This is a genomic window from Nitrospira sp. ND1 (genome assembly GCF_900170025.1).
Lineage (GTDB): Bacteria > Nitrospirota > Nitrospiria > Nitrospirales > Nitrospiraceae > Nitrospira_A.
The window spans coordinates 1060495-1082874 of sequence record NZ_FWEX01000006.1 but is presented as its reverse complement, the minus strand read 5'-3'; the positions used below and the strand labels follow the sequence as shown (position 1 = coordinate 1082874).

Below are 22380 nucleotides of genomic sequence, written 5' to 3'. Positions count from 1 at the left end.
TCGGTCGTCAAACATGACTCGTCAATCCGGTCGTTGGAATGTCATGTTCCCAGCCGGCTGATGGTGCTGATTTGGTGACAGACATATTTTAAGGAGATAAGTCATGTCGATGGATCTCGCCAAGAAACTGTATGCCAAGATGCCGGAAGTATTTGCCAAGGCCAGAAAGCAATTCGGCCGAGGCCTCACCCTGGCTGACAAAATCTTGGTCTCGCACGCAGATAATTTCGACGCGCAGATCTGGGAGCGGGGCAAGGCGATGTTGGCGCTCAGGCCAGATCGTGTGGCCATGCAAGATGCCACGGCCCAAATGGCCATGCTGCAGTTCATGCAGGCCAATAAGGAAAAAGCGGCTGTGCCGAGCACGATCCATTGCGATCACCTCATTCGTGCTGAAATGGGTTCCGAGAAGGACCTGCTTCGCGCGATGGACGAAAATCGAGAGGTCTACAATTTCCTCGCTTCTGCGGCAAAGAAGTACGGCATTGGGTTCTGGAAGCCAGGAGCCGGGATTATCCATCAAGTGGTGTTGGAGAACTATGCGTTCCCCGGCTGTTTGATCATTGGAACTGACTCACATACGCCGAACGGTGGTGGCTTGGGTGGGCTGGCGATCGGTGTCGGCGGCGCAGATGCGGGTGAAGTGATGGCAGGTTTGCCGTGGGAGGTTCTTCATCCGAAATTGATCGGCGTGCGCCTGACCGGAAAATTGAATGGCTGGGCTTCGCCGAAAGACGTCATTCTCTACCTGTGCGGTCTGCTGACAGTGAAGGGCGGGACCAACAAGATTGTGGAGTACTTTGGCCCAGGGGCCGAAACGATCAGTGCAACAGGCAAGGGCACTATCTGTAACATGGGTGCGGAGCTTGGGGCGACGACCTCTGTGTTCCCCTTCGACGAGAAGATGGTCGCCTACATGACCATCACGGATCGCGCTGATCTGGCGACCTTTGCTCAATCTCACAGAGACCTGCTTGTGGCGGATCCGGAAGTCTATCAATCGCCGGAGAAATATTACGATCAGATCGTTGAGGTTGATCTGTCAACGCTCGAACCGCATGTAGTTGGCCCGCATACGCCGGATCTTGCACGGCCGATTTCAAAGTTGGCGGCGGAGGCAAAGGCGAAGGGGTATCCGGTCGAGCTGAAGGCGGCACTGATCGGTAGCTGCACCAATTCTTCCTATGAAGACATCAGCCGCTCTGCCCATGTGGCTGAGCAGGGCTTGAAAGCTGGTTTAAAAGCGAAGGCATCGTTTCTTGTTTCTCCTGGATCCGAGCGCATTTACCATACGATGAAGCGTGACGGGTTTTTGGATACGTTTGAAAAGCTCGGAGGAACGGTCCTCTCGAATTCCTGTGGTCCCTGCATCGGGCAGTGGAAGCGGGCCGACGGGGTGAAGGGAAAGGCCGATTCAATCGTTAGCTCCTTCAACCGAAACTTTCCTGGTCGCAATGATGGAATCAGCGAAACACTCTCGTTCTTGGCGAGCCCCGAGGTCGTGACCGCGTATGCTATTACGGGAGATCTTGGTTTTGACCCGGTGAATCAGATGCTCAAGGGTGCAGACGGCAAGGAGTTCAAATTCCAGCCGCCACAAGGTGAGGAACTTCCAGCCAAAGGTTTTGCGAAAGGTGAAGAGGGGTTCGTGGCTCCTGCTGAAAGCGGTGAGGGGTTGACGGTGGACATACCGCCTACCAGCGAGCGCTTGCAACTGTTGCAACCATTCCCACGCTGGGATGGGAAAGACTTTGAAAAGCTACCGCTGCTGATCAAGACAAAAGGAAAGACCACCACCGACCATATTTCTCCAGCTGGGCCATGGCTCAAGTTCCGTGGGCATCTCGATAAGATCAGCGACAACATGTTTTTGGGCGCAAATAGTGCCTTTACATCAGAGCCGGGCAGAGGAACGAATGTGCTCACGGGTGAGGCAAATCTCACGATTGCTCAGATTGCACGCGACTACAAGTCCAAAGGCATAGGGTCAGTTGTAGTAGGTGACGAGAACTACGGTGAAGGCAGCAGTCGTGAACATGCGGCTATGTCTCCGAGATTTTTGAATGTGAAGGTAGTGATCACGAAAAGCTTTGCTCGGATTCATGAGACCAATCTCAAGAAGCAGGGCATCGTGGCGTTGACCTTCGCAGATCCGAAGGACTACGACAAGATCGAGCAGCAAGACCGCATCAGCGTGACGGGCCTCAACAATCTGGCTCCAGGCAAACCTGTGCAGGTCACCATACACAAGGCGGATGGCAAAGCTCTGACCATCCAAACGAACCACAGCATCACTGAGCAGCAGATCGCTTGGTTCAAGGCGGGTTCGGCGTTGAATGCGCTGAACTAACTCATAGGGGATAAGAGGGAGAATCATGACTACGAAAGCTGACAAGATCATATATACCAAGACTGATGAAGCGCCGATGTTCGCGACCTATTCGCTCTTGCCGATCATCAATGCCTTCAGCAAGGCAGCCGGTGTATCGGTGGAACTGCGGGATATCTCGCTGGCCGGTCGAATCCTTGCGGTGTTTCCGGAGCATCTGACACCGGAACAACGGCAGCCGGACGCGCTGTCCGAATTGGGCGAACTGGCCAAGAAACCGGAAGCCAATATCATCAAGTTGCCCAATATCAGCGCCTCGCTGCCCCAGTTACAGGCAGCCATTAAGGAATTGCAGAGCCAGGGCTACAAGCTACCCGAGTATCCGGAGAATCCGAAGGACGACAAAGAGAAAGATATCAAGTCCCGCTACGACAAGGTCAAAGGCAGTGCAGTCAATCCGGTCTTGCGCGAAGGCAACTCGGATCGCCGGGCGCCCTTGTCCGTGAAGGCGCACACCAGGAAGCATCCGCACAAGATGGGCGCCTGGAGTTCAGATTCCAAGTCACACGTCAGTCACATGAAGAGTGGAGATTTCTTTTCGAATGAAAAGTCGCTGACCACGACCGCGGCGACTGAAGTGCGGATCGAGTTTGTCGGCCAAGATGGCAAGGCGACCGTCCTGAAGCCGAAAGTGGCCTTGCAGGCGGGCGAAGTGGTGGATGCCACCTTCATGAGCGTCAAGGCGTTGCGCACATTCCTCGAAGAGCAGATTCAGGACTCGGCCAAACAAGGCGTACTGTTCTCGCTTCACATGAAAGCCACCATGATGAAGGTCTCGGACCCGAAGATCTTCGGTCATGCTGTGACGGTCTATTACAAGGATGTCTTTGCCAAGCATGGTGAGACGCTCAAGAAGCTGGGCGTGGATCCGGACAACGGGATCGGCGATCTCTATGCAAAGATCAAGGCCTTACCAGAGGATCAGCGCAAGGCGATCGAAGCTGATATCCAGGCTGTGTACAAGCAGCGTCCGCCGATGGCGATGGTGAATTCCGACAAGGGGATCACCAACCTCCATGTGCCGAGCGACATCATCATCGATGCCTCCATGCCGCCGGTCATTCGCGACAGTGGCAAGATGTGGGGACCAGACGGGAAGCTGGCGGACACCAAGTGCGTGATTCCCGATGCCAGCTATGCCCCGGTCTATCGCGAGGTGATCGATTTCTGCAAGAAGCACGGCGCCCTTGATCCGAAGACGATGGGCAGCGTGCCCAATGTCGGACTCATGGCGCAGGCGGCGGAAGAGTACGGATCACATGACAAGACCTTCAAGGTGCCAGGCAACGGTACGATTCGCGTTGTCGATGCGTCGGGAAAAGCCTTGCTGGAGCACAAGGTCGAAGAAGGGGACATCTGGCGTATGTGCCAGGTGAAGGATGCCCCGATCCGCGACTGGGTGAAACTAGCTGTGACTCGCGCGCGGGCGACCGGCGCCCCGGCGATTTTCTGGTTGAACAAGGACCGGGCGCATGACGCGCAACTGATCACGAAGGTGAATCAGTATTTGAAAGAGCACGATACGAACGGGCTCGATATCCGGATCATGACGCCGGCCGATGCGACTCGTCTCTCGCTGGAGCGGATCAAGGAAGGCAAGGACACGATTTCCGTGACGGGGAACGTCTTGCGTGACTATCTGACGGACCTGTTCCCGATTCTTGAAATCGGAACCAGCGCCAAGATGCTTTCGATCGTGCCGTTGCTCAACGGCGGCGGTCTGTTTGAGACCGGTGCGGGAGGCTCCGCGCCGAAGCACGTGCAGCAGTTCCAGGAAGAAGGCTATCTGCGGTGGGATTCGCTCGGAGAGTTCCTGGCGCTGGCTGCCTCGCTGGAGCATCTGGCCAAAGTGGCGAACAATCCCGCGGCGAAAATGCTGGCGGATACCCTTGATCAAGCCAATGCCAAGTTCCTGGAGAGCAATAAATCGCCAGCGCGCAAAGTCGGAGAAATCGATAACCGCGGCAGCCATTTCTATCTGGCTCTCTACTGGGCGCAGGCGTTGGCCCAGCAGACGCAGGATAAGAATTTGGCAGCGCGCTTCGTCAAGGTTGCTAAGGAAATGGCGGATAACGAAGCCAAGATATCTGGGGAGCTGATTGCGGCTCAGGGTAAGCCGGTCGATACAGGGGGGTACTACCACCCTGATGACGCGAAGTCGTCCAAGGCGATGCGCCCAAGCACCACGCTAAATGCTATCATCGACGCAATTGCGTAAGGGCGTATCCGTTAATTAAACGTCAGGTGTGAGGGGGGAAGCGAATCTCCTCATGCCTGGCTTTCAGCCGTCCACGAGAGAAACATGGCACAAGAAGACACCAACGTGATCGACCAGCCAGAAGTGTTGCGCCACAAAATGGTGACGATTGAAATCTCCGGTAAGAAGTATGAAGTGCCGGAAGGTATCACCGTCATCAAGGCATTGTGGCATACGGGCCAGGAAGTAGTGCGTGGAGCTGGCTGCCTCGGCGGATTCTGCGGAGCCTGCGCGACCTACTATCGAACCAAGGATGATCCCAAGGTCCGGACCTGCTTGGCCTGCCAGATGGCTGTAGAAGATGGCATGTCTTTCACCATCATGCCGCCGTTTCCCGCTCGTAAGGCTCTGTACGACATCCAGTCGCTCAAAGATCCGAAGCAAGACCTCTTCAATCTCTATCCGGAAGCGCCGCTTTGCCGCAATTGCAATGCCTGTACGGAGGCGTGCCCTCAGAAGATCGATGTGCGTGAAGGGGTGTGGAAGGCAGTGTTCGGTGATTTCAAGAGCGTCTCCGAGATGTTCATGGATTGCGTCATGTGTGGGATGTGCACACCGGTGTGTATTGCCGACATCGCCCCCAATCTGGTCGCCCTGTACGTGAGCCGGGCGCAAGGTGCTCATTTCACAGAGAAGCCGCAGGGGCTGGATATCCGTATCAAGGAAATTCAAGACGGCCGTTTCAACGATGAATGGAACAAAGTGCTCGCAATGAACGAACAGGAGCTGGCCGACCACTGCGCGACAGTGAAGTAATGCCTCGTGCCGTCCGCCGGTCTCGGGCAGATATGTCCGAAGACTGTGCTCCGTGCTGAAAGTGAAACCATGGATATTCACGCACTCCAACAGATTGTCCACCAGACTCGGGACGCTCGCCGTAAACAGACTATCCCGAAGTTCTCCCCTGCCGATCGCGACCAGCTGATCCATAAGTATCATCCTGATTACCGTACCAGCGCCTATCGTCCGATTCGATTTGGCCCGAACGCGAACGACAAGACGGTCGTTGAACTCGCTGCCCTTCTCGAAGGTGATAGCTCAATCGCTGAGAATATTGATCTGACCCCACACTACACAACGGATGTTTTGGTCGTCGGCGGCGGCGGTGCTGGGTGTGCGGCAGCGTTGCATGCCCACGGTACCGGCGCGAAGGTGATTCTTGCCACGAAGCTGCGACTTGGAGACTCCAATAGTGTGATGGCTCAAGGCGGGATGCAGATTTCCGTTGCGCCAGAAGATTCTCCGGTCACCCATTTCCTTGACACACTCAAGGGTGGCCATATGCAGAACGACCACGAATTACTCAAGGTCATGGTCGAGGATGGGCCTTCCATAGCCAAGTGGTTAATTGAACTGGGCGTGCTTTTTGATCGGCAGGCCGATGGCAATCTGCACGTCAAGAAGGGGGGGGGGAGCTCTAAGCCACGTCTTCTGACTTGCTCAGACTACACTGGCCTAGAGATCATGCGAGTCCTCAAAGACGAGGTGCTGAATCAAAAGATCCAACTTCTCGAATTCTGCGCCGCAGTGGAGTTGCTCAGTGATGACCACGGCCATTGCACGGGGGCGATCTTTAAGGATCTCGACAATCACAGGCAGGTGGTTGTGGCTGCGAAGTCTGTGATTCTCGCGACCGGTGGTATCGGCCGGCTGCATATTCAAGGATTTCCCACTAGCAACCATTATGGCGCGACGGGCGACGGTTTGTGCCTCTCCTACCGGATGGGCGCGAAGCTCGATCACATCGATACGTTCCAGTATCACCCGTCAGGCGCGGTCTATCCCGAGCAATTGATCGGCGCCTTGGTTACAGAGGGTATCAGGTCGGAGGGCGGCCATCTGGTGAACGCCAAAGGTGAGCGATTTGTGAATGAGCTTGATACCCGTGATGTCGTCTCCTCCTCCATTATTCGTGAGTGTGAGGAGGGCCGTGGTATTCGCACCATGTCCGGTCGTGTCGGTGTTTGGTTGGATACGCCGTTGCTTGATGCAGAGCATGGGCCGGGAACGGTGGAAAAGCATTTTCCTGCCATGATGATGCAGTTTGAGCGATTCGGTATTGACATCAGCAAGGATCCCGTCCTCATTTATCCGACGTTGCACTATCAGAACGGCGGAGTGAAGATCGATGCAAACTCGGAAACCAATGTGAAGAATCTCTTCGTTGCCGGAGAAGCTTCTGGGGGATTGCACGGACGAAATCGATTGATGGGGAATTCGCTACTGGACCTCATGGTGTTTGGAAAGCGCTCAGGGTTGACAGCGGCATCGCGCGCCGGATCCATGCCACAAGGGAAGCTCACGCTCCAACATCTGCGACGATTCCGAGCGGAGGCCAAGCAGCACGGCAGCTCCAGCGGTGTGATCTCTCCGATGATTCTCCCCGCCTATACGCGAAAAGAACCAGAGCGTACGGCGAATGGCTGATGGCGGCTGGTCCGGGCAAGCCGACCCCGCTAGGAGTCACGCTCTACGTCATTTGTCATGAGCCACTAGCTCTTATGAGGATTCAATGAACGTTCATGAATTTCAGGCCAAGCAATTGTTCGCACAGTTCGGGGTTCCGGTGCCACGGGGCAAGGAAATTACCTCACCCGAGGCCGCCACTGCCTGGGCAAGTGAACTGAATACGCCGGTCTTCGTGGTGAAAGCTCAAATCCATGCGGGTGGGCGTGGAAAGGCCGGCGGCGTCAAAATTACGAAGGAGAAGGGGGCTGTTGCAGGAATCGCCAAGGAGTTGATCGGCAAGACCTTGATCACGCACCAGACTGGACCGAAGGGGAGGAAGGTTCATCGGCTGTTGCTCGAAGAGGGCGCCAATATTGCGAAAGAGTTATATCTGAGCATTCTTGTTGATCGCGACACCGGTTGGCCGACGTTTATCGCCAGCACCGAAGGCGGGATGGAAATCGAAGAGGTGGCTGAAAAGACTCCGGAGAAGATTATTAAGGAAGCGGTCGATCCCGCCGTTGGATTTCAGGGGCACAATGGGCGAAACGTCGCTTTTGCATTGGGCTTGCAGACGATGGAACCTGCTGTCATCAATCCCTTCGTGCAGATGCTCGGCAATCTCTATCGCCTATTCATGGAAAAACACGCGGCGCTCGTTGAAATCAATCCGTTGATTATCACCAAGGAGAAAACCTTGGTGGCATTGGACGGCAAGGTCTCATTTGACGACAACGGCATTTTTAAACATGACGATGTTCAGAACATGCGGGACCTCAATGAAGAGGATCCGCTGGAAATCGAAGCGACGGCGAACAATCTGAATTATGTCAAGCTTGACGGCAACATCGGCTGTATGGTGAACGGCGCCGGTCTTGCGATGGCCACTATGGACGTCATCAAGCTGGCGGGTAGCGAGCCGGCGAACTTCCTGGATGTGGGCGGCGGAGCCACGAAGGACACGGTGGCAGCCGGATTCCGGATTCTGCTCAAGGACCCGAACGTGAAGGGCATCTTTATCAATATCTTCGGTGGCATCGTACGATGTGAGCGCATTGCGCATGGTGTGATCGAAGCTGCCAAGGAAGTGAAGATTACCGTTCCATTAGTGGTGCGTCTCCAAGGTACGAATGCAGATGAAGGCCGCAAACTATTGGCGGAGTCCGGCCTCAAGTTGGAGGTTGCCAATGATCTGTGGGAAGCGGCGCAGAAAATTGTGAAGCTGACCGGCAAGGCGGCGTAAAGGAGAAGACCGTGAGCATTCTCGTCAATAAGAATACGCGAGTGGTAGTGCAGGGGATCACAGGGAAGGAAGGGTCCTTTCACGCGACGCAATGCAAAGCGTATGGCACGAAGATGGTCGCCGGGGTGACACCTGGCAAGGCCGGGCAGGAAGTTGAGGGCATCCCCGTCTTCAACACCGTGGCCGATGCTGTGAAGAAGACCGACTGCGATACCTCTTTGATCTTTGTGCCGCCGCCATTTTGTGCGGATGCGATCCTGGAAGCTGCTGATGCAGGTGTTAAACTGATTATCTGCATCACCGAAGGCATTCCCGTGAACGATATGGTGAAGGTGAAACGTGCGCTGCATGGACGTGATGTCCGATTAATCGGTCCCAATTGCCCAGGCGTCATCACAGTCGATGAAGCCAAGATCGGCATCATGCCCGGCTTCATCCATAAACGTGGTGTAGTTGGCGTAGTATCACGCAGCGGCACCCTGACGTATGAGGCCGTTCATCAACTGTCGACGTTGGGGCTCGGAGAAACGACCTGTGTGGGAATCGGCGGTGATCCCGTCAACGGCACGGGATTCGTGGATGTCTTGCCCTTGTTCGAGAAGGATTCTGAAACACAGGCTGTCGTGATGATCGGCGAAATCGGTGGCGATGCGGAAGAGAAGGCGGCCGAATATATTAAGAAGCACGTCAAGAAGCCAGTGATTAGTTTCATTGCCGGGATCACGGCGCCGCCAGGGCGTCGGATGGGGCATGCGGGTGCCATCATTTCAGGCGGCAAAGGGACGGCGACGGAAAAAATGAAGGCGCTAGAAGCTGCTGGTGTACGAGTCGTGAAGAATCCCGCTGAGATCGGCCATGCCGTGAAGGCGGCGCTCGGTCGCTAGTCAGGTATCTCTTCTAAAGAGGGCGTCGGATCTGATCCGACGCCCTCTTTGCGTTTGTGACGCGCAAACCATACCGCAGGTCAACGGTTGAGGATCGCCGATGTCACCGGTGTACTCCTCTCTTTGTCAGAATCTTCCCTTTTTCCCTCTTGCGAGACGTGGTACTGTAGGACGCCTCACGAGGGTCGATTGGCCTGAGTGATTTGGTCTCTCTGCACTGAGAACCTGGATCCTCCATCCACGAGCAGAATGAGGAATTCGGTTACTGTCCCGATGAAAGGACATTACTATGCTGGTGTTTCTGATACATGTGCGCGATCCCCAGTTTTATGCCCTTCCGGCGAAGACGCGAGCTAAGAACGGGCGTATCCGGGTCATGGGGTTTCCGCCCATCGGCATTATGTCATTGTCGTCGGTATTGAAGCGGTCGGGCCATGAATGTGTGATGTTCGATCAGGCGCATCCTGAGACCCCGAATGAGTTCATTATCGAGGAGATCAAACGGCGGAAGCCGGCCTTGGTTGGTCTTAGTTTCCTCAGTACCACCAGCTATCCCTATGCCAAAATTCTAGCTCGTCAGATTCGAGCGGCCGATAGTACCGTCAAGCTGGCCTTCGGCGGAGTATTTGCCAGTCTCAACGCGGGTTTGGTGAAGCTCCAGTGTCCAGAAATCGACTTTGTGTGTCGAGGAGACGGGGAGCAGTTGTTGCTTGATTTGCTCGATCGTCTTGAGGATCCGCAAGAGGTGGGCGGTGTCACTTGGGCGAAAGACGGCAAGGTGATCAATAACCCCAACAGGACGATGGAGCGCCACTTGGATCAGTGGCCATTTCCTGACCGGGAAAGCCTGGAATTAGACTTTGTCGAGTCGATGCCGTTGGACGTGCCGGCGGTGTTGTCGATGGAGCGATTTACGACCATGCAGACTTCGCGGGGCTGTCCGTGGCCCTGTGTCTTCTGTGACATCCCGATTTTCAACGAGGGGAAGTGGCGGGCGCGTAGCGCGCAGCACGTCGTTGATGAGCTGAAGTACCTCGAGGCGAATGGGTACGGATCTGTCTATTTCGTCGATGATCACTTTTTACTGCAGCCGAAGCGGATCGATGCGATTTGTAAAGGGATCATCGATGCGAAGCTGACAATCCAATGGGGAATCGAAGGCCGGGTTGATTCCGTGGCCCAGCACCTCTTCCCTGCCATGGCTCAGGCGCATTGCAGGACGGTGATGTTCGGCATCGAAAGCGGCAGCCAGAAAATTCTGGATCGCCTCCAGAAGGAGCAGACGCTCGCCGAGGTTGAGACCGCGGTTAGAAACGCCAAGAAGGCAGGGATCGAAATCGTTCACGGTTTCTTTACGGTGGGCAATCCCGACGAAACCGTCGAGGACATGCAGAAGACGTTTGATTTCGCCTCGAAATTGCCTTTGGACACGTTTGGATTCAATCGGCTGTGCGTCTATCGGGGCACGCCTCTGTGGCAGGAATATATCAAGCGTGGATTGGTGAGCGACGCCAAGGATTGGTACAAGTATTTTAAGTGTTCGGAGATTGATCCGACCTGTTTGCCGGGGGCAGTCATTAATTCAGTTCGCCAAGAGGGGCTGAAGAAGCTGTTTATTTATAAGCTCACCCGATACCCGATTCAGACCTTCAAGCTGCTGCGCCGATTCTTGCGTTTCATGCCGTTCCGTGACGTGGCCTATCTCATCATCAAGCCCTTCTTGGGCCAGAAGAAGGGGGCGACAAAGGCCGAAGTATTGTCGCGGGCGGTGGAGCATGCGGAGATGAAAGACGCTGCAGCGCAATTGACCCAGCTGAGCGATGAGTTACTGCACAGTGTGTTGGAAGAGTCGAAAGCCGAGCGTCAGCGGATTCAGCAGGAGGCCGAAGGATCTCGCGAACTTCCCATGGTCAATTCACGTTAGTCTGCGCAAGGTTTGCCATGTTCTGTCAGCTATCCCCGTGCTTCAGCAAGTGAGGCGTGGGGAGGTCTAGACTTGACGTTTTCTGTATCTATTTGGCCGGAGCTGCACCTGCGCCTACTGTGGTGTAGTCGCTTCATGACAATCGACCTCCAATACTTGTCAGAGGCCAGGTATTCGGTATGACTGAGAGAAAGTTATAGAGAGCAGAGAGAAAGAGTAGTAGGAGCGTCCGGAGTGGCATGAGGAGGTCGCTCAGATGCTCAGAACTGCTCGGTGGATGGGCCGGAGCCGCCACGAGAGCAGCTCCGGCCTTCTCCGATAAAACTAGGTTCCCATTTCCCAGGAGGCCAAGTACTTCACCTGCTCTTTGGTGAGCTTGTCGATCGACACGCCCATGCCGGCGAGTTTGAGCCGCGAAATTTCTTTATCGATGTCGGCGGGAACCGGATAGACCTTCTTTTCCAATTTCTTGTAGTTCTTCACAATATATTCGGCCCCCAAGGCCTGATTCGCGAAGCTCATGTCCATGACGCTGGAGGGGTGGCCTTCAGCGGTGGCTAGGTTCACAAGGCGACCTTCGCCCAAGAGGCTGACGCGACGGCCGTTCTTCAAAGTGTATTGGTCCACACCCGAGCGCACGGCGAGTTTTTTCTTGCTGAGCTTTTCCAGTGCAGGAATGTCCAGCTCGACATTGAAGTGTCCGGAATTGCAGACGATTGCCCCGTCCTTCATGGCCGCAAAGTGCTCGCCGCGAATAACCTTCAAGTTGCCTGTGACTGTGACAAAAAAGTCTCCAAGGGGAGCGGCTTCATCCATCGGCATGACCCGGAATCCGTCCATCACGGCTTCGAGGCCCTTCAATGGATCGATTTCAGTCACGATGACGTTGGCGCCCATGCCGCGTGCGCGCGTGGCAATGCCGCGGCCGCACCAGCCGTAGCCGGCGACGACGAGCGTGGAGCCGCACACCAGCCGATTGGTGGCACGGACAATGCCGTCCATGGTGCTTTGGCCAGTGCCATACCGGTTGTCGAACATGTGTTTCGTGTCCGCATCGTTCACGGAGATGACCGGGAATTTCAGGACTTTCTTCTCGGCCATGCTGCGAAGGCGGATGACGCCGGTGGTGGTTTCCTCTGTTCCACCGATCACGTTGCGGAGTAAGTCTTTCCGCTTGGAGTGTAGATGGGAGACCACATCGGCTCCGTCGTCCATGGACAGGTGCGGCTTGTGGGCGATGGCCGATTCAATATGCCGGTAGTAGGTCTTGTTGTCTTCTCCCTTGACGGCAAAGGTCGGGATCCCTTCGTGCCGAACCAGGGCGGCGGCGACATCGTCTTGAGTGCTCAACGGGTTGGAGGCGCAGAGGCGAACATCTGCCCCGCCGGCCTTGAGCGTTTTCATCAGGTTGGCCGTTTCGGTGGTCACGTGTAGGCAAGCGGTGGCGCGGATGCCCTTGAACGGCTGTTCCCGTTCAAAGCGTTTGCGAATGAGCCGGAGTACCGGCATCGTGGCTTCTGCCCATTCGATTTTCAATTTTCCCTGATCAGCTAATCCCATGTCTTTCACGTCGTAGTCCACTGGTCGTCCTCCTGTGTTGTGACTGATAATCGAGTGATGCGTGAATGCAGAAAAAAGGGGCGGGCTTGCGACCCGCCCCCTTGGCTGGTGCGACGCGCTGTAGGCGGTTAGAGGCCTGCGTCCTTGCGCAACGCTTTGGCTTTGTCGGTTTTTTCCCAGGTGAACTCCGGTTCGTTGCGACCGAAGTGCCCGTAGGCGGCCGTCTTCCTAAAGATGGGGCGACGTAGCTTGAGATGGTCGATGATCCCGCGCGGGGTCAATGGGAAATGCTTCCGGACCAGCTTGTCCAAGCTTTCGGGTGCTACCTTCTCGGTGTCCTTGGTGTCGACCAATACGGAGACGGGATCGGCTACTCCAATGGCGTAGGCCAGCTGGACTTCGCATTTTGAAGCCAGGCCCGCGGCCACGATGTTCTTTGCAATATAGCGAGCCATGTACGAGGCGGAGCGATCTACCTTCGATGGATCTTTTCCCGAGAAGGCCCCTCCGCCGTGGCTGCCGTGCCCGCCGTAGGTATCGACGATGATCTTGCGGCCGGTCAGGCCGGTATCGCCCATCGGTCCGCCGACCACGAATCGGCCGGTCGGGTTGATATGGTGTTTCACGCTGGTCGGATCGTACAGACCCTTCGGCATGGACGGTCTGATCACGTGTTCCATCAAATCCTTCTCGATTTGCTTGTTGGTCACGTCGGGGCTGTGCTGTGTGGAAACGACGATGGTATCGACGCGGCAAGGTTTGCCGCCCTTATATTCCACGGTCACCTGCGATTTGCCGTCGGGCCGCACCCATTTGAGAATCTTTTTCTTGCGCACTTCGGCCAAACGTTTGGTCAATCGATGGGCCAGCACGATCGGCATCGGCATGAGCTCGGTCGTTTCATTGGTGGCATACCCAAACATGAGGCCCTGGTCGCCGGCGCCGCCGGAATCAACTCCCATGGCGATATCGCCGGACTGTTGGTGGATCGACGTCAAGACCGAGCAGGTGTTGGAATCGAAACCCCAGGAGGCGTCCGTATAGCCGACGTCCTTGATCACGTCGCGAATGATATCGGGAATCTCCACATAGGCCTTGGTCGAGATTTCTCCGGCGACGAATGCGATGCCGGTCGTGAGAATGGTTTCGCAGGCGACTCGCGAAAATTTGTCTTGAGCGATGATGGCGTCTAGAATTCCGTCCGAGATCTGATCGGCAATCTTATCCGGGTGCCCTTCGGTGACAGACTCAGACGTGAACAGGTAGTTATGTCTCATTGTTCCCCCTGGAATTGAAGTGATACGAGGATGCGGCGATTGAAGTCAGGTGGTACGGCGACTGATTGTGGAAGCCGCTACGCTTAAGATGATCAGGCAACTCCGCAAAAAAACTAAGGCAATAGTAGCTGACCGGTCTGTTTTTGTCCACCGTTCTGGTGGAATTGGTTGAGTCTCGCGCCGGACAAGCGTCTTGCTTGACAGTCCTTTAAGACGACTTGTAAGATAGCTTACTTTTCGCGCATTTGGAACATTTTTCATCATAAACGCTCCGCCCCGGCACTTCCAGCCTCGTGGTACCGACCTGCATTGGCGCAGGATTCCACACGCAGCTCGTCATTGGGTATGATGATGGGATTTGTATGACAGCCAGGTCGAAGCAGCTAGGTATGTTGATTCATGAACGATAAACCCGATGCAGCATCCGATGTGAGCGCATCCGCTCCGCGCACCTCCGGCCTTGGCTGGGAGGAGTTTTCACGCGAGGTCGTGGATTTTTTTGCTTCGATCAAGCTGGCGATGTTTCTGTTCATTGTGCTCGCCATGACTGCGACGATCGGCACGGTCATTCAGCAGGGCGAACGCCCGGAAACCTATGTGCAGGAATATGGAGAAGAAGCCTATCGCTGGTTCCTGCGATTGGGTTTCACCGATGTCTATCACACCTGGTGGTTTACCAGTCTGCTGGGGCTCCTGTGCGTCAATTCTCTCACTTGTTTCCATAAACGGTTTCCCAGTGTATGGCGGTCCATGCGTCAGGATAAGGTCAGTGTGTCGTTGGCCTTTATCCAGGGGATGAAGCAGCAGACCACCCTCTCACTCAATCAATCGAGAGACGCTGTGGCTGAGCGACTTGTAAAGCTCTTCGCTGAAAAAGGTTATCGGGTGCTGGCCAAGAGCGATCCCGGCGAGGTGACGGTCTACGCCACCAAGGGGATTATGGGCCGGGTCGGCGCGCATGTGGCCCACCTCAGCGCCACGGTCATCGTGCTCGGGGGGCTACTGGGTAGCTATTATGGATTTCAGGAGTTCGGGGTGTGCCTCGAAGGGCAGACCTACCACATCCCGCGTGGCAACTTCGATCTTCGTGTCGATAAGTTCTGGATCGACTACCATGAGAACGGATCGGTAAAGTCCTACAACAGCACCTTGACCGTGATCGATCAGGGTACTCCCACTACAACCAAGACGATTACGGTGAACGATCCCTTGGTCTACAAAGGGATCTGGTTTTACCAATCCAGCTATGGGGATGCGTGGGATCAGATCGAGGCGGCTCGAATCAACATTAAGGAGAAGGGCAGCGACAAGATTATCGCTACGGTCGATCTGGAGTGGAATAAGGAAAAAGCCGTCGACGGCCTTCCATTGAAGATGAAGATGACGGATTTTGTGGCCGACTTCGCGTTTAATTCGACCGAGAAGAAGGTGTTTTCAAAAACCGCGGAGCATGCCAATCCCGCGATTCGGTTGGCGGTTGATGAGCGGAGTAGCGTACAGTCCACTCCCTGGGTGTTCTATCATTATCCCGACCTCTTCGAGATCAAGGACTCCGCATACCAATTCGAATTCATCGGATATCAGCCGAAGAAGTTCACCGGGCTGCAGATTGCCAGAAATCCTGGCATCAATATGGTCTGGATCGGGTGTACGATGCTGGTGGTGGGCATGACTCTGTCGTCGCTGATTTATCATCGGCGGTTATGGGCGAAGATCATTCCCGGCGAGTCCGGTGTGACGCTCCATCTTGGCGGAACAACGCACAAAAGCCAGATCGATTTCCAAAAAGAGTTCAGGAAGTTGACGGAAAAAATTAACGCTCAGGCCTAATCCTGAAGATCGCTGCCGCGCGACCGAGAGCAACGTTTCATTCGGTCTGCGCTGCACGCTAGGATAGACAGACGGAGGTCCGTATGATGCGATCACTGTTCCTATTCGATATGACGTTCTGGTTGTATTTAGCCGCGTTAGGGTTGTATGTGGCCTATCTGTTCGCAAAACGTCCTGCCATGCAGATGGTTCCAGCCGGGCATCCGATTGAGGACCTTGAAGAACGTGATGGTGCTTGGGCCACGCAATTGGGACAGGTCGCAACCCTTGTGACCGTCTTCGGGTGGGTGCTGAACACCTTGGCGCTCACGACGCGGGCATTTGAGCGAATGGAACATTCAGGCACCTTCGCGCCCTGGTCAAACCAGTTCGAGGCAATGGCCTATGTGTCCTGGGCCATTATCTTGGGCTACGTGCTTCTCGAATTCCGCTACAGGATTAAGGCCGTCGGTGCCTTTGTGGTGGGAATCGGGTTTATTGCCATGGGCGCCGCGTCGCTCTTGCCCTATCGATACCAGACGGCAGAGCCGCTCGTTCCGGCCCTGAACAGCTACTGGATCTACATCCATGTCTCCGTCACGTTGACCAGCTACGCGGCGTTTGCCATGGCCGGTGGATTGGGCCTGATGTATCTCTTCAAAGAACGGGCGGTCAATCGTGGCAGTCAGTCGCGGTTTTATGCCGCCTTTCCCGATCTCGAAACCATCGATGAGCTTGGCTATAAGGCGATCATGCTGGGGTTTCCGCTGCTGGCCTTCGGGATCATCCTCGGAGCAATGTGGGCGAACTATGCCTGGGGCGGGTACTGGAGTTGGGATCCCAAGGAGACCTGGTCGTTGATCGTATGGCTGATCTATGGCGCCTATATCCATGCTCGCATGACGCGGGGGTGGGAAGGCCATAAAGCGGCGATCTACGCGATCTTTGGTTTGCTCATGGTCATTTTCTGTTTCTGGGGAGTGAATTTTCTGCTCTCCGGTCTGCATGCCTACGCCTAGACCATGACAGATCCAATCAACCAGAGCCCTGCCAACACTGCGCCGCGAACCGGCCCGTCCCGTACCCTGGTGGTAATAGCCGCTGCGGCCATTCTGGGCGTGATGTTTCTCGTAGTCTGGCTACAGAGTTCCAAGTACGAACCATTGGTGGTGGGAAAAGAGGCACCGGATTTTCAATTGCCCGACTTAAACGAGAAGCAGCTGCGGTTATCGGACTATCGCGGCAAAGTGGTCTTTTTGAATTTCTGGGCGACCTGGTGCAAGCCGTGCCGTGAGGAAATGCCTTCGATGGAGGTTTTGTACAAGAATTTTGAAAAGGACGGGTTGGTGATTCTCGCGGTCAGCATCGACCGGGTGACGACGAAGAAAGAAATACCTCCGTTCGTGAAGGGCTTGAACCTCACGTTTCCCGTACTGGTTGATTCCTGGGGCCAGACCGACAAGCGCTACAAATTGATGGGTGTCCCCGAAACCTACATCATTGATCAGCAGGGTGTCCTGCGTGAAAAAGTGATCGGGCCTCGGGATTGGACACGACTGGATAATCTTAAGGTGTTGACCCAACTTCTCAAGCCTGCGGAGAAGGCCGCCCATGCGACCCCTACTCAGGCGCTGCCAACGTCGTAACGGTGATGATGACGCGCTGCTCAATATTATCTATGGCCGGTGCGGTCATGATGCTCTGTGGAGGGTTTTCTGCTGACGCTCGCGGAGCATTGCCTTCCTCGCCGGCTGTGCCGATGCTTGTCGTCGAGCGCATTCCTCAGGTCGATGAGGAGGCTCCGAACTTCCTCCTTCGGGACTCCGAGGGGTTCAACGTCACGCTCGATCAGTTCCGAGGGAAAGTTGTGCTCTTGAATTTCTGGGCGACCTGGTGCGGGCCTTGCAAAATCGAGATGCCGGCGATGGAGCGACTGTATCGAAGCTTCAGCCGCAAGGACTTTGAGATTCTCGCGGTCTCGACCGACGCCCAGGGCGCAGCGGTGACCCGTCCCTTTCAGCGGGAAGTCGGCTTTACTTTCCCCGTGCTCCACGACGCCGATTTTCGCATCGGGCTTCAGTATGGCGCACGCCAGCTCCCCATGACGTTTCTGATCGATCGCAAGGGCATCATTCGCAATCGGATTCCAGGGGCCAGAGACTGGAGCGCCCCTGCGGGGAAGCGCCTGGTTGAATCGCTGTTGCAGGGGTCCTAACCATGACCGATTCGGTGCAATCGATTTCATTGGTTGCCGCATTCTCCGCCGGGCTGCTGTCGTTCGTGTCGCCCTGTGTGCTGCCGCTCGTCCCCTCGTACATTTCCTACATTACCGGGCTCTCGATCGAACAGCTCACGGACGTCTCTGAACGGAATCGCTTCCGGAAAGCGATCATTTTGAATTCCCTGCTGTTCATCGCTGGGTTTTCGACGGTGTTTGTCGCGTTCGGGGCATCGGCCAGCCTCTTGGGCCAGGCGTTGATTACCTACCAGGAGCATCTGCGCCGGTTCGGAGGCATCGTCGTGATTATCTTCGGCCTCTATCTCCTCGGTATCTTGAATTTAAACTTTTTGAAAATGGAGCACCGGTATCAATTCCGAAACCGACCGGCCGGGTTTCTGGGTTCGTTCCTGATCGGCATCGCGTTTGCTGCAGGCTGGACTCCCTGCGTGGGACCTGTCCTGGGGACGATCCTGCTCTATGCCAGTACGACAGAATCGATGCTCAGTGGTGTGGTATTGCTCACGTTTTATTCGCTGGGGTTAGCCCTACCGCTGTTTCTCACCGCGCTCGGCGTCGATCGATTTCTCAGTTACTTTAAAGAAGTGCGCGCATATCTCTGGGGTGTGTCGACGGTGAGCGGGGTGTTGCTCATCGTGGTGGGTGTGATGATCTATGCCAATTCGCTGACCATGATCACGAGCTTTCTCGAACGCTATGGGATCGGCTGGTACCTCGGTCAGTAACTCCGGCCTGTCTTTCCCTTTCCTATCGGGCTCCCCCCTGACGCCTGCGTTACAGTGCGTGGTCTACCCTTGGCCAAGGCCAGGTCGGAGCTCTGTGTCCTTCAACTGGGAGCTGAGACATGGCTGATAGGCAATTGGCCACAACCTACGATGTGATTATTGTCGGAATGGGGCCGGCAGGAGCGGTTGCTGCTGCGGCTCTCTGTCGCGGGGGCTTGACGGTGCTCGGTTTCGACAAGGACGTCCATCCCCGGTACAAGGTGTGCGGCGGTGGGCTCTCGGCGCGCATCGACCTGCTCTTAGAGCCCGGCTTCAAATCGGTTGTTGAACAGACGGTCAATGGCGTCCAGTTTGTCTATCGTGGGCAGGATCCGCTGCTCATTGAATCCTCTCAACCGATCGCCTACATGGTCATGCGCGATCGTTTCGATCACTACCTTGTGCAACAAGCGATTGAAGCCGGAACCGAGTTCCGGACCGGTGAGGGGGTGGTCGAGGTCACTCAGGATTCCGATGGTGTGGAGGTGGTGACGCAGGAGGGACGGTATCGCGCAAAGATGGTGATCGGTGCGGATGGCGCCAATAGTCTGGTTGCGCGGCAGCTGTTTCCCAACCGCTCCCTGTATCGGGCGCCGGCACTTGAAAGCGAGGTGCGGCTCGGGAATAGCCGACACTATCCGAGCGCGACCACCATCCTTGTGGATGTGGGGGCCGCCCGTCAGGGGTACGGATGGATTTTCCCCAAAAAGAATGGCGTGTCTGTGGGGGTAGGAGAGTTTCGTCGCAAATCGAGCGGTTTGCGCACGACCTTCGATCGGTTTGTCAGCGAAGCGCGGGGGCTGTCCGGCTGGACAGTGCCTCGTCCGGTTGGCCATCCGATTCCCGCCTATTCAGATGCCGAAGGCGGGCATGGAGACGGAAGAGGCTCTCGATTCGTCAATGGTCGAGCAGCATTGGTGGGTGATGCCGGTCACTTAGTCGACCCGCTGTTTGGCGAAGGCATTTATTACGCGGTTCGTTCAGGCCAGCTCGCAGCCCGGTCGATTTTGGGGAACGTTCATGACCCCCGTGAGTCGCTCGCCGCCTACGAGGCAGCGTTGGAGCGTGACATTCTCCCGGATTTTCGAGTCACGGCCAGAATCGCCCGGGTCATTTATGCCTTCCCCCGACTCGGCTTCAGGCTTCTCCGACGCTACCAGGATGTGGTGCAGTCCTATTTCGAAGTTCTGCAGGGACGTACCACAGCCGTACAATTCTTGCCCGATGCGAAGAAGCGCCTCAAGGCGTCGGTCAACGACCTGCTGCTCGAAGCATTACATCTACGGTAACAGGCTGGTGGAGACGTCCGCCAATGGCGTTCTCGTATGACACCGGCGCCTCACCGTCCCGACGGAGTCGGCAGGCGTGGCCCGCCTTATTCGTCGCGACGTCGACTTCGCTGCAGTCTTGCGGGAGGTGTTCTGAACGGCCTGTACATGGGTGGATGAACGGGAGGTTCGACGCCTATCAGCACCAGGCGCCGAGCCGGCAGGAAACGAACGGTTGCCCAAGGGAGAGGGCCGGCGAATTCTTCAGGTTGGGGATGCTGGGTGTTGTAGCGGAAGGCGTAAAGCTCGACGATGGCACCGAGGCCGCAAGCAGTGTCGTCGAAGGTTGATTCTGCGGAGCCGGCGTGTCGGTCTTGGCCACGACGGTCGGCGCAGGTGGCGATTTCTTCTCCAGCTTGGCCAGTAGCCGGCGGCCATCGCCGGCGTTCTCGCTGTTCGGATACTTCTCGGCTAGAAGTTGAAGTTTTTCCATGGCCCAATCATCGGCACCGAGTTCCTGATAGGTGAGGGCCAAATAGTACAAGGCCTCCGGCGCCACCTTCTTGTCCGGATAGTCTTTCATAATCTGATCGAATCGATGCGCGGCTGCCAGATAGGAGGCTCGACGATAGTAAAACTGACCGACGAACAGGTGCGTCTGAGCGAGCCAGTCGTGGCAATCGGCAATACGCTGGAGCGCCTGCGCTTCATACTTGCTGCCGGGGAAATCCTTCCGCAGTTTTTCAAACGCGGCGATGGCCTTTTGGATCGGCTCCGGGTCTCGGTCGATCGACTTGGCCATCCGGAGATGGCTTTCCGCCAAACGGAGCTGGGCATAGACGGCCAGTTGATGGGCTCGATGCAATTCCAGGAAATGCTGGTATTCGACGATGGCCTCGGCAAACTCCTCCTTGTCGAAGAACGCCTCGCCGCGCTTCATGATCACGTTCGGATCGTAGTTCTTCTCGATCGTGTCGCCGAGGAAGATCTGCTCATCCGTGCCGCTTACGGGTTTGGCGTCGGCGGTCGTCTTCGGTTTGCTGGAGCATCCAGCTGCAAACCATAACATTCCCACCACAATGGTGAGACCGACACACAACCCCCTTGAATGCCTGTGCATCCAGCGACTCCTTCGGTAAATAGTCGAGAACGTGGACTGATCGTAACTACACAATTTTTCTAGCAGATCAGGAAGCGAAAAGCAACGAATTCGGCTTGTGGAGGTTGACCCTCCTGGGCCCGGGTCCTATAATCTCGCCGCACCTCGTGAGGTCGCCTGACATGTCATCCCAGACGGTCTCCAAAGGCGAGTGAATAGGAACCCCGTGAAGCGCAGTCGCATTGTCGGAACCGGTTCGTACGTGCCCTCCCGGGTTGTAGACAACCAGGAGGTAGCCGCTCCGCTCGGCCTGGACCCGGACCAGATTGTCGCTTTGACCGGGATTCGGACCAGGTATTGGGTAGAGCAGGGCCAGGCGTCGTCGGACTTGGCGGTAGTCGCCGGGCAGTGCGCGTGCGAGGCCGCCGGGATAACTCCACAGTCTGTCGATGCGATTCTTGTTTCAACGACCTCTCCCGACAGCGCCTTTCCCTCGACGGCCTGCCATGTCCAACGTGCGCTGGGTGCGAATCCGGTCATGGCATTCGACCTGTCGGCTTCCTGCTCGGGGTTTCTCTATGGGGTATCGATGGCGGATGTCATGATTCGGAGCGGGCAGGTTCGCTCCTGCCTGGTCATTGCCGCCGAGGTGAAATCACGGTCTCTCGATGCGAGGGACAGAGAGACCGCCATGCTCTTCGGCGATGGAGCCGGAGCGGTGCTGGTTGTGCAGGAGGACTCGGCCCAACCGGACGCGCCGGGCATTCTTGGTGTGCGGCTCTATGCCGACGGCTCGGGCCACGGCCTGATTACGATTCCCGCCGGGGGGTCGCGGAAGCCCGTCGGGGTGGACACCGTCCGTGCGAGTGAGCACATGCTGCGTATGCAAGGCCGCGCGGTGTTTCGATCGGCGGTACGTCGCCTGGAGCAGGCAATGATCGATGTCTTAAAGGAGTTCGGGCTTGCGGCCGGCGACGTGACAAGGGTCATTGCCCATCAGGCCAATGCGCGGATTTTGGAGCAGCTGCGTCGTCGTCTCGGCCTCTCGCAGGAGGCGGTCTACTCGGTGATTGAACAGTATGGGAATACATCGTCGGCCTCCCTGCCGATCGCGCTGGATCAGGCGGTTCGGACACAGCGACTTGCGGCAGGGGATCTGGTGTTGTTGGGCGCATTCGGCGGGGGCTTGACCTGGGCGACAGGACTGGTGCGCTGGTAA

17 protein-coding genes are annotated in these 22380 nt (G+C 56.2%); 14 read left to right on the top strand and 3 right to left on the bottom strand.

The features are described 5' to 3' along the window. Positions 1-103 precede the first annotated feature (103 nt). The 7 genes from NSND_RS09780 to NSND_RS09750 all read left to right on the top strand — a co-directional run bounded on the left by NSND_RS09780 (position 104) and on the right by NSND_RS09750 (position 11145). On the top strand, positions 104-2350 hold the full coding sequence (locus tag NSND_RS09780; RefSeq protein WP_080878833.1) for an aconitate hydratase: 2247 nt from the start codon (positions 104-106) through the stop codon (positions 2348-2350). 25 nt (positions 2351-2375) lie between these two features. Beyond that, positions 2376-4607 carry an NADP-dependent isocitrate dehydrogenase gene (locus NSND_RS09775; RefSeq protein WP_080878832.1) on the top strand — a complete coding sequence of 744 codons (2232 nt, stop codon included), beginning with the start codon at positions 2376-2378 and terminating at the stop codon, positions 4605-4607. A gap of 84 nt (positions 4608-4691) precedes the next feature. Then, positions 4692-5402 (top strand): 2Fe-2S iron-sulfur cluster-binding protein, encoded by a 711-nt coding sequence (locus tag NSND_RS09770; protein WP_080878831.1) that lies wholly within the window; start codon positions 4692-4694, stop codon positions 5400-5402. Between the two features lie 69 nt (positions 5403-5471). Next, on the top strand, positions 5472-7073 hold the full coding sequence (locus tag NSND_RS09765; protein ID WP_080878830.1) for an FAD-binding protein: 1602 nt from the start codon (positions 5472-5474) through the stop codon (positions 7071-7073). A gap of 85 nt (positions 7074-7158) precedes the next feature. Continuing rightward, entirely contained in the window at positions 7159-8337 is a 1179-nt protein-coding gene (gene sucC / locus NSND_RS09760; RefSeq protein WP_080878829.1) for an ADP-forming succinate--CoA ligase subunit beta, read from the top strand. Between the two features lie 11 nt (positions 8338-8348). Then, the gene (gene sucD, locus NSND_RS09755; protein WP_080878828.1) at positions 8349-9221 is read left to right on the top strand and encodes a succinate--CoA ligase subunit alpha; all 873 of its coding nucleotides are present in this window, start codon (positions 8349-8351) and stop codon (positions 9219-9221) included. 289 nt (positions 9222-9510) lie between these two features. Beyond that, positions 9511-11145, top strand: a complete 1635-nt coding sequence (locus NSND_RS09750) for a B12-binding domain-containing radical SAM protein (RefSeq protein WP_080878827.1) — start codon at positions 9511-9513, stop codon at positions 11143-11145. A gap of 324 nt (positions 11146-11469) precedes the next feature. On the opposite strand, the gene ahcY is transcribed toward NSND_RS09750, so the two are convergent. Continuing rightward, positions 11470-12726, bottom strand: coding sequence for an adenosylhomocysteinase (gene ahcY, locus NSND_RS09745; RefSeq protein ID WP_080878826.1), 1257 nt, complete (start codon positions 12724-12726; stop codon positions 11470-11472). 107 nt (positions 12727-12833) lie between these two features. Further along, positions 12834-13982, bottom strand: a complete 1149-nt coding sequence (metK, locus tag NSND_RS09740) for a methionine adenosyltransferase (RefSeq protein ID WP_080878825.1) — start codon at positions 13980-13982, stop codon at positions 12834-12836. 399 nt (positions 13983-14381) lie between these two features. Here metK and NSND_RS09735 point away from each other — a divergent pair, with 399 nt between their 5' ends. The 6 genes from NSND_RS09735 to NSND_RS09710 all read left to right on the top strand — a co-directional run bounded on the left by NSND_RS09735 (position 14382) and on the right by NSND_RS09710 (position 20083). Further along, positions 14382-15812 carry a cytochrome c biogenesis protein ResB gene (locus NSND_RS09735; RefSeq protein WP_080878824.1) on the top strand — a complete coding sequence of 477 codons (1431 nt, stop codon included), beginning with the start codon at positions 14382-14384 and terminating at the stop codon, positions 15810-15812. Between the two features lie 83 nt (positions 15813-15895). Then, on the top strand, positions 15896-16810 hold the full coding sequence (gene ccsB / locus NSND_RS09730; RefSeq protein ID WP_080878823.1) for a c-type cytochrome biogenesis protein CcsB: 915 nt from the start codon (positions 15896-15898) through the stop codon (positions 16808-16810). A gap of 3 nt (positions 16811-16813) precedes the next feature. Then, positions 16814-17437 (top strand): TlpA disulfide reductase family protein, encoded by a 624-nt coding sequence (locus NSND_RS09725; RefSeq protein WP_080878822.1) that lies wholly within the window; start codon positions 16814-16816, stop codon positions 17435-17437. Between the two features lie 47 nt (positions 17438-17484). Beyond that, complete coding sequence (locus NSND_RS09720; protein ID WP_235000217.1) at positions 17485-18006, top strand: peroxiredoxin family protein; 522 nt, start codon at positions 17485-17487, stop codon at positions 18004-18006. A gap of 2 nt (positions 18007-18008) precedes the next feature. Beyond that, positions 18009-18755 (top strand): cytochrome c biogenesis CcdA family protein, encoded by a 747-nt coding sequence (locus tag NSND_RS09715; RefSeq protein WP_013247443.1) that lies wholly within the window; start codon positions 18009-18011, stop codon positions 18753-18755. Between the two features lie 119 nt (positions 18756-18874). Next, complete coding sequence (locus NSND_RS09710) at positions 18875-20083, top strand: geranylgeranyl reductase family protein (RefSeq protein ID WP_080878820.1); 1209 nt, start codon at positions 18875-18877, stop codon at positions 20081-20083. A 178-nt stretch (positions 20084-20261) separates the two neighbouring features. Here the strand turns inward: NSND_RS09710 and NSND_RS09705 are convergent, their stop codons facing one another. Then, entirely contained in the window at positions 20262-21182 is a 921-nt protein-coding gene (locus NSND_RS09705; protein ID WP_080878819.1) for an outer membrane protein assembly factor BamD, read from the bottom strand. A gap of 205 nt (positions 21183-21387) precedes the next feature. On the opposite strand from NSND_RS09705, the gene NSND_RS09700 reads away from it, so the two are divergent. Beyond that, the gene (locus NSND_RS09700) at positions 21388-22380 is read left to right on the top strand and encodes a 3-oxoacyl-ACP synthase III family protein (RefSeq protein WP_080878818.1); all 993 of its coding nucleotides are present in this window, start codon (positions 21388-21390) and stop codon (positions 22378-22380) included.